This window comes from Pseudomonas sp. CC120222-01a (assembly GCF_003097235.1).
Lineage (GTDB): Bacteria > Pseudomonadota > Gammaproteobacteria > Pseudomonadales > Pseudomonadaceae > Aquipseudomonas.
The window spans coordinates 220,761-235,759 of sequence record NZ_QEQQ01000003.1 but is presented as its reverse complement, the minus strand read 5'-3'; the positions used below and the strand labels follow the sequence as shown (position 1 = coordinate 235,759).

The 14,999-nt window shown below is 63.2% G+C and carries 19 protein-coding genes; 7 read left to right on the top strand and 12 right to left on the bottom strand.

Going from position 1 to position 14,999, the window contains the following annotated elements:
* Positions 1-173: 173 nt before the first annotated feature.
* Entirely contained in the window at positions 174-869 is a 696-nt protein-coding gene (locus tag N430_RS06585) for a 3-oxoacid CoA-transferase subunit A (RefSeq protein ID WP_110634050.1), read from the top strand.
* A gap of 8 nt (positions 870-877) precedes the next feature.
* Positions 878-1,519 (top strand): 3-oxoacid CoA-transferase subunit B, encoded by a 642-nt coding sequence (locus N430_RS06580; protein WP_103446975.1) that lies wholly within the window; start codon positions 878-880, stop codon positions 1,517-1,519.
* A gap of 67 nt (positions 1,520-1,586) precedes the next feature.
* Here N430_RS06580 and N430_RS06575 read toward each other — a convergent pair whose 3' ends face one another.
* From N430_RS06575 to N430_RS06525, 11 genes are all read right to left on the bottom strand, one after another.
* A complete protein-coding gene (locus N430_RS06575) occupies positions 1,587-2,126 on the bottom strand; it encodes a cytochrome b (protein ID WP_110634618.1) in 540 nt (179 codons plus the stop codon).
* A gap of 134 nt (positions 2,127-2,260) precedes the next feature.
* Complete coding sequence (locus N430_RS06570; protein ID WP_110634053.1) at positions 2,261-3,625, bottom strand: ATP-binding protein; 1,365 nt, start codon at positions 3,623-3,625, stop codon at positions 2,261-2,263.
* On the bottom strand, positions 3,622-4,284 hold the full coding sequence (locus N430_RS06565) for a response regulator (protein WP_110634056.1): 663 nt from the start codon (positions 4,282-4,284) through the stop codon (positions 3,622-3,624). Before N430_RS06565 ends, N430_RS06570 begins: the two co-directional genes overlap by 4 nt.
* Positions 4,285-4,286: 2 nt before the next feature.
* The gene (locus N430_RS06560; protein ID WP_110634059.1) at positions 4,287-4,928 is read right to left on the bottom strand and encodes a hypothetical protein; all 642 of its coding nucleotides are present in this window, start codon (positions 4,926-4,928) and stop codon (positions 4,287-4,289) included.
* Complete coding sequence (locus N430_RS06555) at positions 4,925-5,731, bottom strand: SDR family oxidoreductase (protein ID WP_060497652.1); 807 nt, start codon at positions 5,729-5,731, stop codon at positions 4,925-4,927. The genes N430_RS06560 and N430_RS06555 overlap by 4 nt, the downstream gene beginning before the upstream one ends.
* A complete protein-coding gene (locus N430_RS06550; RefSeq protein WP_110634062.1) occupies positions 5,718-6,398 on the bottom strand; it encodes a TenA family transcriptional regulator in 681 nt (226 codons plus the stop codon). Before N430_RS06550 ends, N430_RS06555 begins: the two co-directional genes overlap by 14 nt.
* Positions 6,399-6,406: 8 nt before the next feature.
* Entirely contained in the window at positions 6,407-7,876 is a 1,470-nt protein-coding gene (locus N430_RS06545; protein WP_110634065.1) for an AMP-binding protein, read from the bottom strand.
* The gene (locus N430_RS06540; protein WP_110634068.1) at positions 7,866-8,543 is read right to left on the bottom strand and encodes a thermostable hemolysin; all 678 of its coding nucleotides are present in this window, start codon (positions 8,541-8,543) and stop codon (positions 7,866-7,868) included. Before N430_RS06540 ends, N430_RS06545 begins: the two co-directional genes overlap by 11 nt.
* A 130-nt stretch (positions 8,544-8,673) precedes the next feature.
* Positions 8,674-9,102, bottom strand: a complete 429-nt coding sequence (locus N430_RS06535; RefSeq protein WP_110634071.1) for a DUF6691 family protein — start codon at positions 9,100-9,102, stop codon at positions 8,674-8,676.
* Position 9,103: 1 nt separating this feature from the next.
* Positions 9,104-9,541: a YeeE/YedE family protein gene (locus N430_RS06530; RefSeq protein ID WP_110634074.1), complete on the bottom strand. Its 438-nt coding sequence runs from the start codon at positions 9,539-9,541 to the stop codon at positions 9,104-9,106.
* Between the two features lie 73 nt (positions 9,542-9,614).
* Positions 9,615-10,106, bottom strand: a complete 492-nt coding sequence (locus N430_RS06525; RefSeq protein WP_256592098.1) for a universal stress protein — start codon at positions 10,104-10,106, stop codon at positions 9,615-9,617.
* Positions 10,107-10,268: 162 nt separating this feature from the next.
* Between N430_RS06525 and N430_RS06520 the strand changes: the two genes are divergently transcribed.
* Positions 10,269-11,165 carry a universal stress protein gene (locus N430_RS06520; RefSeq protein WP_110634621.1) on the top strand — a complete coding sequence of 299 codons (897 nt, stop codon included), beginning with the start codon at positions 10,269-10,271 and terminating at the stop codon, positions 11,163-11,165.
* A 116-nt stretch (positions 11,166-11,281) separates the two neighbouring features.
* Here N430_RS06520 and N430_RS06515 read toward each other — a convergent pair whose 3' ends face one another.
* Entirely contained in the window at positions 11,282-11,536 is a 255-nt protein-coding gene (locus N430_RS06515) for an outer membrane lipoprotein OprI (protein ID WP_110634624.1), read from the bottom strand.
* Positions 11,537-11,688: 152 nt separating this feature from the next.
* On the opposite strand from N430_RS06515, the gene N430_RS06510 reads away from it, so the two are divergent.
* From N430_RS06510 to N430_RS06495, 4 genes are all read left to right on the top strand, one after another.
* A complete protein-coding gene (locus N430_RS06510; RefSeq protein ID WP_110634077.1) occupies positions 11,689-11,898 on the top strand; it encodes a BON domain-containing protein in 210 nt (69 codons plus the stop codon).
* 26 nt (positions 11,899-11,924) lie between these two features.
* On the top strand, positions 11,925-13,766 hold the full coding sequence (gene ftsH / locus N430_RS06505) for an ATP-dependent zinc metalloprotease FtsH (protein WP_110634080.1): 1,842 nt from the start codon (positions 11,925-11,927) through the stop codon (positions 13,764-13,766).
* Between the two features lie 28 nt (positions 13,767-13,794).
* Positions 13,795-14,220, top strand: coding sequence for a potassium channel family protein (locus N430_RS06500; protein ID WP_110634083.1), 426 nt, complete (start codon positions 13,795-13,797; stop codon positions 14,218-14,220).
* Positions 14,221-14,416: 196 nt separating this feature from the next.
* Complete coding sequence (locus N430_RS06495; RefSeq protein ID WP_110634086.1) at positions 14,417-14,998, top strand: GNAT family N-acetyltransferase; 582 nt, start codon at positions 14,417-14,419, stop codon at positions 14,996-14,998.
* Position 14,999: the final 1 nt, after the last annotated feature.

Below are 14,999 nucleotides of genomic sequence, written 5' to 3'. Positions count from 1 at the left end.
CGCACAATTGTTCGGTAACCGCACAAATTCCTCTCCACCCTCTCTACTGTTGCACCGTATTGCGGCACGCTATGGACACGTCAGCACACAACGCCAACGCGCTGAATGGCCCCACCGCGTCAACACGCGGCCAGGTCGACAATCCATACTCCAGGAAGAACCAGGAGCTCGCTGTGATCAATAAAACGTTTGAGTCCATCGCCAGCGCGGTGGAAGGGATTACCGACGGTTCGACCATCATGGTCGGTGGCTTCGGCACCGCCGGGATGCCGTCCGAACTCATCGATGGCCTGATCGCCACCGGTGCCCGCGACCTGACCATCATCAGCAACAACGCCGGCAACGGCGAGATCGGCCTGGCCGCTCTGCTGATGGCCGGCAGCGTGCGCAAGGTCATCTGTTCCTTCCCGCGCCAGTCTGACTCCTACGTCTTCGACGAACTGTACCGCGCCGGCAAGATCGAACTGGAAGTGGTACCACAAGGCAACCTGGCCGAACGTATCCGCGCTGCAGGTTCGGGCATCGGTGCATTCTTCTCGCCGACCGGCTACGGCACCCTGCTGGCCGAAGGCAAGGAAACCCGCGAGATCGACGGCCGCCAGTACGTGCTGGAAATGCCGCTGCACGCCGACTTCGCGCTGATCAAGGCGCACAAGGGCGACCGTTGGGGCAACCTGGTGTACCGCAAGGCCGCGCGCAACTTCGGCCCGATCATGGCCATGGCCGCCAAGACCGCCATCGCCCAGGTCGACCAGATCGTCGAGCTCGGTGAACTGGACCCGGAACACATCATCACCCCGGGTATCTTCGTCCAGCGCGTGGTTGCCGTTTCCGGCGCTACCGCTTCTTCGATCGCCACCGCTGTCTGAGGCCTGCCATGACCATCACCAAAAAGCTCTCCCGCACCGAGATGGCCCAGCGCGTGGCCGCAGACATCCAGGAAGGTGCCTACGTCAACCTGGGCATCGGCGCACCGACTCTGGTGGCCAACTACCTGGGCGACAAGGAAGTGTTCCTGCACAGCGAGAACGGCCTGCTGGGCATGGGCCCAAGCCCGGCGCCGGGCGAGGAAGACGATGACCTGATCAACGCTGGCAAGCAGCACGTGACCCTGCTCACCGGCGGTGCCTTCTTCCACCACGCCGACTCGTTCTCGATGATGCGTGGCGGCCACCTGGACATCGCCGTGCTGGGCGCCTTCCAGGTCTCGGTCAAGGGCGACCTGGCCAACTGGCACACCGGCGCCGAAGGTTCGATCCCCGCCGTGGGCGGCGCGATGGACCTGGCCACTGGCGCCCGCCAGGTGTTCGTGATGATGGACCACCTGACCAAGTCCGGCGAAAGCAAGCTGGTGCCCGAGTGCACCTACCCGCTGACCGGCATCGGTTGCGTCAGCCGCATCTACACCGACCTGGCCGTGCTGGAAGTGACCACCGATGGCCTGAAAGTGGTCGAGATCTGCGCGGACATCGACTTTGAAGAGCTGCAGAAGCTCAGTGGCGTGCCGCTGATCAAGTGAGCCACAACACCTGACCGTATGCGGCCGCAAGGCCGCAATCGGTACCCGCGCCAGTCCCCGAGCAAAATCACCCCGGCAACATACGCTTGAGGGTGTTGTCCTTGATCCAATAGTGATGCACCAGGCCTGCACAAGCATGCAGCCCGATCAGTGCATAGCCTGCATTGCCAACCAGCTCATGCCAGTCCTTCAGCGTCCTCGCCAGCGCGGGATCCACGGACAACGGCGAGGGCAGGCTGAAGCCCCAGTAAGGCAGGGGTTTGCCTGCAGCGGCCAGCATCAACCAAGCCAAAAGCGGCGTAGCGATCATCAAGCCATACAGCGCCAGGTGAGTGACGCTGGCCATCGCCGCCTGCCAGACAGGAGGCTTGGGCACAATGGGTGGTCGAGGGATGAGCCGCCCCAGCAGGCGCACCCAGACCAACACGAATACAGCAATCCCCAGCATGGCGTGGCCACCCAGCAGGGGGCCTTTGAGCACGTGCCCCTTGGGTAACGCCCCGCGCAGTTCGACACAGGCATAAATGCCGACAAAGAGAATGACCATGCTCCAATGCATGATGATGGACAGGCGACCATAGCGGTCAACTCTTGATGCGTGCTGCATATCCATGACCTCAGATAACTGAAAGAGATATCCGTTGCCACGAGACTTCAATGAGCAGGCCACTGCCGGCAACCGGACAGCGCCAAGTTGCCAACTCAAGCTTAAGGAAGTCTGAAGTGAGATAGACGGTTGCCTCAGGCCAGAGGCAACGACAAGGTAGCTGCCAATCCACCACTGACTCGGTTCTCGAGATGCACCCGCCCGCCAAGACGGTCAATGATGGTAGCCACGATGGACAGCCCCAGGCCGGCACCATTGGGGCTGTTACGGCTGTAGAAACGTTCGAATACGCGTGATAGCTCATCGGCTTCGATACCCGGCCCCTCGTCCTCGACAATCAGCTCGAAACGCGTTTCCAGGCGCCTGAGCAGCACCGTGATGCGCCCTCCCGGGGGCGAATGCTCTACCGCGTTGGAAACCAGGTTCTGCAGCGCAATCGTCAACGCACCGGCATCAATGGCCAGATGGTGGTCTCCCTCGCCAATGTCCAGCGAAGGCTCAAGGCCACGGTCGAGTATCCACGGAGTCAGTTCGGCCAAGGTGTCGGTGACGACCTGGGCCAGGTCGACCTGGACAGTAGCGCGTTGCCCCAGCCGAGGCTCGACACGGGCCAGTGTCAGCAGCTGATTGACCACCCGGGTCAGCCGATCGACGCCGCTGATCAGAAAACCCAGTGCCTTGTGGCGCTCGGCCTCGTGACTGGCTTCCAGCGCGTTCTGTGCATGCAATCGCAGCACTGCCAACGGTGTGCGCATCTCATGGGCGGCATCGGCAATGAAGCGATGCTCACGCCGCAGCAAGTCCTCGATCTGCGCCAACAGGCGGTTGATGGCCGCCTGCATGGGCTCAAGCTCGGATGGCAAAGGCACCAGCTGCAGTGGCTCCAGCGAATCGGCGTGCCGCCCGCGGATGACATTGGCCATGTTCTGCAACGGCCGCAGCCCCCAACCGATGGCCGCCCAGACCAACAACACCAAGGCCAGGCTACCGAGCAGGAACGGGAACAAGGTGTGGCGAACAATTCGGTCTATGAGGTCGTAACGCACATCGTCACGCTCGCCGACCCAGATCACCCAGTTTTTTTCCGGTACCGGCAAAACGAAACCGCGCCATTGCTTGTCGCCGCTTAAAAAGTCGTAGAAACCCGGGGTACTCGGCAATGGATCAAGCCTGGGTGCACTCGGTGTATGCACCAGCAACACACCACCCTGCCCCCAGACTTGAAATGCCAACTTGCTTTCGTAGGGGTGCCCGACCCGATGACGCCCCGCCTGCCCCAATGCTTCGTTGAAAGCCCGGTACATCGCGTCACGCGCGTCACCCTGCACAGGCATGCTCATGATGCCCTGCAGCAAACGCGCATTTTGCGCGAGGTGCGCGTCATACACCTCGTTAATTTCATGACGGCTGTCGTGGTAGTTGTAGAGCACCAGCAAACCCGTACCGACCAACAGCAACAGCATCACGCGCCAGAGCGTTCGTTGACGCAGCGAACTCATGCCTTGCCCTCGACCAGGTAGCCGATACCACGGACCGTGCGGATCAGGCCATTGAAGAGTTTCTTGCGCAGATGGTAGATGTTCACCTCCAGCGTATTGCTCTCGGGCTCCTCATCCCAGCCATACAACAGCTGGGTCAGGCGTTCCCGAGTGAAGACCTTGCCCGGTTGCGCCAACAACTCATGCAACAGCCGGTATTCCTTGGGGGTCAGAATGACTTCAAGGCCGTTGTAGTGCACTTGCTGCGTGGCAGGGTCAAGGCTGACACCGGCATGTTCGATCAGTACCGTCGCACGCCCGGCGCTGCGTCGCAGCAGGGCACGCAAACGGGCCTTCAACTCGTTGAGGTCGAACGGCTTCACCAGATAATCATCAGCGCCGGCATCCAGACCGCTGATGCGATCATCGAGTGCATCCCGCGCGGTGAGGATCAACACCGGCAGGCTGTTGCCCCCTGCCCTCACCCGCCGCAGCAGTTCGATGCCATCCATGCGCGGCAAGCCGAGATCGAGAATGGCCAGGTCGAACGCTTCATGCTGCAACGCATGCAAGCCACTCACGCCATCGCGCAGCCAGTCGAGCGTGTAGCCCGCCTGGCGCAAGCCGTCGCAGATGCCCTCACCCAAGGCGATATCGTCCTCAACCAGCAGTAGCCGCATGTTCAGTCCTGTTTGTCCTTGATCGCCTTGAGTAAAGCATCGATATCGGCGCGCCGGCCCTGGTCGGCCAGTTCGCGCCCCGGACGAGCCGGTGCCTGCTTGGCCTTCTGCAAGGCTGCGGTGGCTTCAGCGTAGCGTTTCTGCCGGTACAGATGGTCGGCCCAGAAATAGTTGCTGTCGATCCCGTTGGGGTTGATCTGCAGGGCTTTGCGCAGCAACTTGTCGGCCATTTCAGCGTCACCAAAACCGATCGGCCAGCCTGGCACCTGGTCGTAGAGCGTGCCCAAACTGGTGTAGGCCGACCCTTGCAGGGCGTTGGGGTCCAGCTTCATGGCCTGCTCCAGGCTGGCTTTGGCGGCCTTGACCTTGCCCAGCGCGCCAAGGCCACCCACGGCGCCGGCCCAACTGCTGTGGATGATGCCCTCCCAGATCAACGGCTCAGGCGAGCCGGGGTATTGATGAACGAAGGCAGTGGCATCGCCGGCCAGCTTTTCAAATGCATCGGCGCGTTTTTCCTTGGGTAACTGGTACTGGATCTGCGCCCAGCGCTGTTGCAGATCGCTCAAGTGTTGCGTGCCTGCCGTGTCCAGTGCCCAGCTGAGGGGGGCGAATGCCAGCAAGCTGGCGATCAACAGACGCTTCATTTGCTCGACTCCTTGGAATGGCTACCGATGTAGCGGCGAATAACAGGCAGTTGCTTGCGCAGCGCACGATCGACCACCCCCGGCAACATGCCGTTGATGCGCACGAACAGCTTTTCAGGCCAACCCAGGTACAGTTCGCTGCGCTCGGACTGCACGGCCACGAGTACGGCACGGGCGACATCGGCGGGATCGTCCATGCCGACTTTCAGCGCCTGATTGAGCGCCGTCGCGGCGCTGCTGTTCATGGCTGTGCGGGTGGCCCGCGGCGCGGCATACAGCACGTTGACCGTGGTGTCGGCCAACTCGCGCCGCAGCGCTTCGGAAAACCCCCGCAATGCAAATTTGCTGGCGCAGTAACTGGCGTAACCGGGGTAACCGATCGAGCCATAGGTGGACCCGACATTGACCACCAGCGCCTTGGGTTGCTCGCGCAGCAGCGGCAGGCAGGCGCGGGTCAGTTGCAGGGGGGCCTTGAGGTTGATGTCCAGCAACTCGTCCAGGGCGTGTTCGTCCAACTGGTCGAGCAAGGCGAACCGGTTCACGCCGGCGGCATTGATCAGCACATTGAACCCACCCATCTCACGGGCCCGGCTGACGACCTGCTCGCGACCTTGCGAGGTACGCAGGTCGGCGGTCTGCCAGCGCAGGCGGTCCGGATAACGGTTCATCAGGCCTGCCAGCTTGCCCAGGTGGCGGCTCACCGCCAGCACCCGGGCCCCGGCCGCGCACAGTTGCTCGGCCAGCTCCAGCCCGATGCCGCCACTGGCGCCCGTCAGCACCACGACCGACTCAGGCAAGCGCATGCTGCACCTCGGCCTGGCCCGCACGCGGCAAGCCTTCGAACATCTCGGTGTATAACCGGTAAACCACCTTGGCGGCCTGTATCACTGCCTGGTGATCATCGACCTCCTCCAGCCGGTCCATCAGCCGCTTGTAGGTGACCATGTGGTCCTGGTCCAGCGCACCATGGGAGCTGAGGTAGCTGAAGGCACTGTCCGGCAGCCCCAGGCTGCTCTGGATGGAACCGGCGGCATGGGTGGCCAGGGCGATGCTGGTGCCCTCAAGGACGTTGACCATGCCGAACAGCCCCACCGGGTTGCCCCGGGCAATGAGGTCATACAGGTACGCGACCATCAGCTCGATCGGCAACGCCGGTCGGCCGTCACGCACCGCCTCCCAGTCACCGCCACAGGCCTTGATATCGTTGAGGATCCACTGCTCGTGGCCGTACTCCTCCTCGATGTACTCGCAGACGGCGCCACGCAACCATTCCAGGCGCGAAGGCAAACGCGCGCCGCAGGCCATCATCAGCGGCACGGTGTGGCGCACGTGGTAGTAAGCCTGGGTCAGGAAGGCGATGTAGCTATCGCGGCTGACCTGGCCGGCCAAGGCTTCACGAATCACCGGCACCGCGAACAGGGCCTGGCGTTCGTGGGTGGTTTGCAACTGCAGGGTGTCGAAAAATGACATGACGGACCTCACAACAAAATTTCGGACAACAGGGTGTGATAACGCTGCAGGATCGCCTCACGTCGCGGGCGACCATTGGCAGTCAGGGTGCCTTCGCCAGGCGTCAGTGGGCCTGGCAGGCGCCGCCAGGCATGCACCCTGGCGTAGTCGGGCAAGGTGGCGTTGCTGCGCTGCACAGCCTGCTCGATGGCCTCGTCGGTGGCAGCGGGGTCAAGCGGCCAGAGCAAGGCCAGGTTGCGCGCAAGCCCTTCGCCGTGCACGAACGCCTGGGCGATCACACCGCTCTGGGTCAGCTCGGCTTCCACCCATTCGGGGTTGACGTTGCGCCCGAAGCTGGTGATGAACTGGTGTTTCTTGCGCCCGTTCAGATACAGGTAACCGTCGTCGTCGAAGTAACCGAGGTCCCCCGTGGCCCACCAGGCCGACGCCGACGAAGTGGGCAACTCCCCAAGGTAGCCAAGCAGCACGGAGCCGCTGACGAGCACTTCGCCATCGTCCGCGATACGCACCTGAACATGGGGCAATGGCCGGCCGACACTGCCCCGGCGCATCGCCCCCGGGCGGTTGAGTGCCACCACCGAGGCACACTCCGACAACCCATAGCCCTCGAAAACCGGCAAGCCGATGGCCTCGGCCCGCGCCAGCAGGCCGGGCGATACCCGTGCCCCACCGACCGCGACGAAGCGCAATGGGCCAACCCGCATCAGCCCCCGCTCGATCGCCGTGACCAGGCCCATCAACAGCTGCGGTACCAGGATCAGGCTCTGCGCGCCGCTCAAGGCAATGGCCCCGAGCAAGCGCTTGAAATCGGCCTGGCTGGCGCCGCCCATACCCAGTTGCGCCTGTGGGTAGAGCAACACGCTGGCTCCTGCCATGAGTGCGGCGTAAACGCCCAGGTTTTCCAGCAGTACGCCCAGCGGTAATACCGCCAGGTAGCGCTGGGGCTCGGTAGGCCGGCTGGCCAGCTCCAGTTCATGCGCGACGCGCAGCATGGCATCGGCGCCCAGGCAAACGCCCTTGGGCGTACCCGTGCTGCCAGAGGTATAGGTGACCTTGGCGGTGCCTTCAGGCAGCACCACCGGCGCTGCCAGATCGCGTGTCCAGAATGCCTCCTGCGGCACAAAGCCCAGCTGGCTGAACACGCCTTGCCAGGACGGCTGGCAAAGCACCAGGCGTGCGCCGCACTGTTCGATGCAGTGGCGCACCTGCGCCGTACTGAAGAACGTTGGCACGATTACGCAGGCTCGTTCCGAGACCAGTGCCGCCAGGTCCCAGAACAGCAATTCAGGGCCGTTATCCAGCGCCAGCGCCAATACGCCCGGAGGTTGCGCGCTCAAGGCCTTGGCGCGCAGCCAGACCTCGGCCAGCAATTGCTTGTAGGTGAACCGCTCATTGGCGCCCTCCACGGCCAGGGCATCGCCACGATCACGGCCAAGGGCAAGCAGCAACTGCTTGAAACGCTCCAGTTCATGCGGCATGGCCGGCCTCCTCGCTCAGCGCAGGCAGCCCCAGACGCCGGAATACACCTGCCGACTCCAGGCGCTCGAAGCCCTGGTGGATATTGCCAACGAACACCTGCGGATGCTGGTCGTAATAGTGCCCCCAATGCTGCAGCGACTCGTCCAGGCGGGCGGGGTCGGCCTGGGCCACCACCGTCGGCACCAGCCCAAGGCGTTGGAAACTGTTGATCAGTGTCGATGCGCCAGTGAACGCCACCCACTGCAACCCCCGTGTGGCGAGCAGCCAGGTCACGGTCGTGATCATGATCCGGGCGCTGCCGGCGCTCAGCGAGGCCAGGTTGCCAACTTCGACCATGCACTCGCGCCCCAACGGCACGCCCGCCACTCTGGAAATCGCGTTTTCCAGGGGTTCATCCAGATAGCGCTCGAGAAACAGCGGCCCGCTGCTGGCCGGACGCATCCCCGTTGCGGCGATCAACCGCCCATGGCTATCCCGCAGGGCCAACAATTCCGGCAGGTAATGGTGGACATCTGCATGGTGGACATTGGCAAAACACTGATGAATGAAATGTTCAAGTTCACCACGGTTCTCATCGTCATGAACGTGCAGGGACAAGTGGGCGTGGTGGTCAGCATGGGTGCCGATGGGCAATGGGAGCAGGCTGCTCCATAGGGCTTGAGTCATGAAGCTCCCCCCGAATGGGTTGGTCAGGGGGAGTATCCGTGGTGAATCTGAAGGGAATCTGAAGACGGATGCAAACAGGCGGGCCGCCTGAAGACGCGGTCGAAGCGATCAACATCAAACGCCGGCCGTTTTACGCCTGGCGGCTTTTGCCAGGCGCTTCCAAACCCTTGAACAACGCCATGCCAGCCAGCATCGCGGCCACGAACAGCCAGCCTTGCCAATAACCGCCGCCCAGCAACACCAGGGCAGGTCCCGGGCATACCCCGGCAAGCCCCCAGCCAACGCCGAAGGTCAGGCTGCCACCGACCAGCCGACGGTCAATGTCACGCCGGGCCGGCAACTGCATCGCGCCGCCGAACATGGCCACAGGGTGCCGACGCGCCCAGGCCATGGGCAGCAATGCCGCTCCGATGGCGCCCACCATGACCAGCGCCAGCGACGGGTCCCACTGCCCGGCGAGATCAAGAAATCCAAGTACTTTGGCGGGGTTCGCCATACCGGACAGCAACAACCCCATGCCGAACAGCAACCCCGCGATGAATGCGCTGATCCGGGTCATTTCATGCTCCTGGGAAAAGGTGGCGAACCACGAAGACGGTGGCAAAGCCGGCCGCCATGAAGCACAACGTCGCCACCGCCGAGCGTGGGGACAGGCGAGACAGGCCGCATACCCCGTGGCCACTGGTGCAGCCGCTGCCGTAGCGGGTGCCCAGGCCCACCAGAAGCCCCGCAACCATGAGCAACCAAGGGACCGTGCTGAAATGCACCGGGGGCATCGCCGAGAACGCTCGCCACAACAGTGGCGCGGCGATGATGCCCAGCAAGAAGAACAGTTTTTCGCCTCGCCCTTCTCCCGTGCGCTGCAACAGCGAGCCGAGCAGACCGCTGATTCCGGCAATGCGCCCGTTTGCCACCACGAACAGCCCGGCGGCCAGGCCGATCAGTCCCCCGCCTGCCAATGCCGACCACGGCGTGAAGGCAGCCATATCAACAATCATCTCAGTGCTCCCTATCTAAGTGCAGAAATGAACCGACTCTATCTTAGCGCTGTGCTTGCCGGTCGCTCGCCTGTCACACCTTCATTCTCGAAACATCCACCGCCACCAGCACGTTACCTGGCATGGCCGGGGCATTGGCCGGCACGAACATCAACGGCACCTCGCTCGCATGCAGCAGCACCTGGTCAAGCGAGGTCCGAGCCAATTGATCACTCAGCGAACAGCCCGGGCAGGCCTTGATCACCAGGTCAGGCGAGTAGCGGGCGATGCAAGCCGGCATCAGGCCGCGGGGATCGGCGGTTTCCACAGCCTCGAAACCTGGGCGCGCCCCCCTGGCAGGCTGTTCGTCGAGCAGCGCCTTGAGCTCGGTGCTGAAGTGCACGAAGGAAACGGAAGGTAGCGGGGTTGCCTGCAACTCGTGGCGCAGGCGCAGTTCGCCGGGTTCATGGATACCCAGCACCTGCAGGGCGGCACCAGACGCCGCTGCCAGGGCCATGGCCCGGGACAGCGCGGCATTGGTCTTGGCCTCGGTCATGATCAAGAGGATCCGGCGATACGGCTTCATCGGGCACCTCCCGGCGCGGCTGCAGGTATGCATATGCATGCCATTATCGGAGCCGGGGCTGGTTCGTTCCTGATAAAAATCAAGGCCCCCAGGTGCCATCGCGGCACCCTACGCCTGAGCCCGTATGCCTTCCCGGCGACGGCCATCGCTGCGGAGGCCATCATGAATGCTTTGACGCGACTGCTACTGATCTGCCATCCGGACCTGCACCCCTCGCCAGCCCTGGCGCGCGCGCAAGCGTTGGCCAAGGCCACAGGCTCCGCCTTGCACCTGGTGGTGCTGAGCCAACTACCGTCACGCCTGACCACCCTTGACCAGGTGCTGCGCAGCAGTGCCCGCAAGCAAGACGCCGAGCACCGCAAGGCATGGCTGAACGAACAGGCAAAGGCGCTTGGCGAGCAGGGCATTACCGCCTATGCCGAAACGCTGGATGACGATGACCCACTCAAGGACCTGATCCGACTGGCGCAGCTACACCGCGTGGAGATGCTGATCAAGGACATCCGCCACGAAACCGCCGTCAGCCGTGCCCTGCTCACGCCACTGGATTGGCAGTTGCTGCGCCGTTGCCCGATTCCATTACATCTGGTGGCCCAGGCTGACGCGGCACTGCCTGCGCAGGTGCTGGCGGCCGTCGATCTGCTCGAAGACGACGCCGCAGTGGACAAGTGCAACGACCGTATCCTGCAGGCTGCACAGGCGCTGGCGCGGCGCTGCAAGGCGCAACTGCATGTGCTCCAGGCCTATGAACCCAGCCCGAGCTTCGTCGCCTACGCCGCCGCACCCGTGGCGTGGCCCCCTGAAATGATCGAAGACTTGACGGGTAGAGCTCGGGAGCGCCTGACCCGATTCGCGGGCCACTACGGCATCAAGCCGGACCACTTGCACCTGATACGCGGGGCTGCCCGTAGTGCCATCAGCGAATACGCCAACCAGCATGGCTTCGATGTGGTCGTCATGGGCACGCTGTACCATGAAGGGTTGACCAAGGTCATCGGCAGTACCACCGAGCAGACCCTGTACAAAGTGCATTCGAGCATTCTGGCGATCCACGGTTGATTGGCCGCCGGGTTGCAACGCGCCGTGCCATGCAATCCGGCGGCCCGTCTCAATCGCGATGCCAATAATGGCTCATGATTGCCTCCAACGGTGGGCCGGCCTGATCACTCAGGTCGCTACTTGCGTCTGGCCTGCTGGCGCAGTTGCTGCACCTCGTCCTGAGCCTGGGTTGCCCGCCGTAGCGCCTCGTTGGCAGTCTGCTCGACCAGATCGATGCGGTAACACACCTGATCGGCGCGCAACCTCGCGGTGGCGGCGTTGTTCTCCGCCGATTCCAGGCGCGCATCGTATTCCTCGGCGCGCCACGCCGTGCAGCCTGAAACAGTAATCAGCAGCAGGCTTGCCCACCCGCAAAGCACATAACGTCGCATGTCCGTAGCCTCATGCATGCCCAAGACACGCTGAGTATCCAAGGCGGCGTGCGCCGCAGCCTGACATTTGTCAATTGCGTTGGCCGGCATAAGGGTAGAAACAAAGGCTCAGGGCACTTCAGCCCCTCCCCTGGCCGCTACCGGAGCCCATCATGAACGACCTGGACTTGCGAGACCTTGTGCTCGAAGCGCTGGAATTCAAACCCGATATCAACGCCGCCTGCATCCGCGTCACGGTCAACGGTGGCGTGGTCAAGCTGGAAGGCAAGGTGCATTTGTTGCGCGAGCGAGAAGTGGTCGAGCGTGCGGCCTGGTCGGAGCCGGGCGTCAGCAAGGTTGAAGATTATCTGCTGATCGCCTAGCGCCGCCGCGCCGAGGAGAGATGGCCATGAACAAGGATCAGCCCTGGAAGCTCTACTTCCTGGCAGTCGGCCTGGCGGTGCTCGCTGCCGTGCAGTTCGGCCTGTTCAACCAGCCGGCCGTGCAAGCCATCCCTTACAGCCAGTTCCTGCAATTGCTCGATCAGCAGAAGGTCAGCGACCTGCATATCGAGCACGACCGTATCCTCGGCAGGCTGCAGGAACCGATCGATGGCCACTCGGTGTTCTCCACCGTGCGCGTCGACCCGGCACTGAGCGAGCAGTTGGGGCGCTCTGGGGTGGCGTTCTCTGGCGTCGTCGAGGACAGCACGGTAGCGACCGTGGTCGGCGCGTTGATGCCGCTGCTGATGATGCTGGTGCTGTGGTACTTCCTGTTTCATGGCCTGGGGCAGAAACAAGGGCTGGGCGGGTTGATGGGGGTGGGCAAGTCACGGGCGCGGGTCTATGTCGAACATGACACCCAGGTGACCTTCGCCGACGTGGCCGGTATCGACGACGTCAAGGGCGAGCTGACCGAGATCGTGTCCTTCCTGAAAAACAAGGCGTGGTATGCGCGCCTTGGCGCCCATGTGCCCAAGGGCACGTTGCTGGTAGGCCCACCCGGCACCGGCAAGACCCTGGTCGCCAAGGCCATCGCCGGAGAAGCGGCGGTGCCGTTCTTCTCGATCTCCGGCTCGGAGTTCGTGGAGATGTTCGTCGGCGTGGGTGCCGCGCGGGTGCGTGACCTCTTCAACCAGGCCCGCCAGGCCGCACCTTGCATCATTTTCATCGACGAACTGGATGCCCTGGGCAAGATGCGCGGCGTCGGCAGCTTTGGCGGCAATGACGAGAAAGAACAAACCCTCAATCAGTTGCTCGCCGAGCTCGACGGCTTCGACCCGCGTGAAGGCGTGGTACTGCTGGCAGCGACCAATCGCCCGGAAGTGCTGGACCCGGCGCTGCTGCGTGCCGGGCGCTTCGACCGGCAGATTCTCATCGACCGGCCCGACCGCAAGGGCCGCCTGGCGATCCTGAAAGTCCACCTGCACAAGATCATCTACAAGAACGACCTGGACTGCGAGCGGATTGCCGAGATCACCCCGGGCCTAACGGGCGCCGACCTGGCCAACCTGGTCAACGAGGCGGCCATCGTCGCCACCCGACGCTCCAGCCAGTGGGTCGAGTTGCAGGATTTCACCACTGCGGTCGAGCGCCTGGTGGCAGGCGTCGAGCGCAAAGGCAGCGTGTTGCGCAGCGACGAGCGCCAGGTGGTGGCGTACCACGAAATGGGCCATGCCCTGGCCGCCAGCAGCCTGCCGGCGATGGACCCGGTACACAAGGTGTCGATCATTCCCCGCGCCGCGGGTTCACTGGGCTACACCCTGCAACGGCCAACCGATGACCGCTACCTGATCAGCACCCAGATGCTGCGCGACCGCCTGGTCGTGCTGATGGCCGGGCGCGCCGCCGAACACCTTGCGTTCGGGCAGGTCTCCACAGGAGCCGCCGATGACCTCGGTCGCGCCACCGACATCGCCCGCCAACTGGTCACCCGCTTCGGCATGAACCCGGTGTTAGGCCAGGCGGTACTGGAGCGCCAACAATCCGGGTTTCTGGGCGACTCGATACTGCGCCAGGAGCGCAAGGACTACTCGGAGCAAACCGCGCGCGAGATCGACCTCGCCATCCGCGGCTTGCTCGAAGAAGCCTATGGCCGCGCCCGGGCGTTACTGGAGCAGCGCCGCAACGACCTGGATGCAGGCGCGTGTCTGTTGCTGGCCAAAGAGACCATCACCCCCGAAGAGTTCCCGGCGTTGCTACCACAGGCCAAAGAGCCCGCCACCTACGTGTTGGTCAATGCCACGAAATGAACCACCGATCCTGGCCAGGGTACCTGCGATGCTCTCTGTCACGCTGATCAACATGATGGTGGTGATCCTGGTAGTGATCATTCATTACGAATGCCTGCTGCGCCTGAACGACTGGCTCCCTCGGCTCAAGCTCTGGAGCCGTTTTCGCATCGTGGCAGGCGTATTCGGCGCACTGCTGGCGCACGCTGTGGAAGTGTGGTGCTTTGCCCTGGCCTATTACCTGATGGCGCATGCCCCAGGCTGGGGCACGCTCAGCGGCAATTTCGACGGGAGCTTCCTGGACTGCGTGTATTTCTCCTTTACCACCTATACCACGATAGGCTTCGGCGACATCGCCCCCACCGGCCATCTCAAGTACCTCACCGGCCTGCAGGCCTTGACGGGCCTGGTGCTGATTACCTGGACCGCCTCGTTCCTGTTCCTCGAAATGCAGAAGTACTGGAAGGCCAAGTAGTGGTCGAGCGGCCAGGTGCCTGATGCGCAGCATCAGATTTTGCATGCGGGCATCTCACTAGCGGTCCCACTAAAGGAAGCGTTCTGTCCGACCAAGGGTCGGACGCACGAGTGAAGCCATTGACAACGGTCAAGTCAGCGCTGGGCTCGGTGCCGAAACTGGACTTCCTTGTTCATCCGACACGAAGGACATTGCCATGGCACCCACCGAGACTTCCCGAGTACACACAACGCTTTCGTTTCCCAAGCCTTCGGGTGAACACTGGATCGAAGCCCTTGAAAACGGCGTTCACGTATTGATCAGGCCCTTGCAAGCCAAAGACCGACAACGCGAAAAAGCCTTCATCGAACGGCTGTCGCCCGAGTCGCGGCATTTCCGCTTCTTGTGCCAGCTCAGGGAGCCCGGAGAGGCCATGCTCGATCAGCTGATGAAAATCGACCAGGATCGCCAGATGGCCTACGTCGCCCTCGCCCACGTGGATGGCGAGTTGCAGGAAGTGGGCATTTCCCGCTACGCCAGCGGCAGCGGCAGCGGCAGCGGCAAGGACGACTGCGAATGCGCCGTCACCGTCATGGACAGCTGGCAGCACCATGGCCTGGGTCGCCTGCTGCTCAAGCACCTGATCGACCATGCCCGGGCCAAGGGCTTGCGGCAGATGTATTCGATCGACGCAGCAGCCAACCAGGCGATGCGCGACCTGGCCAGGGCGGCAGGGTTCGACACGTCCGTTGACCCGGATGACCCCAGCCAGGTGATCCACCGGCTATCCCTGATCTGAC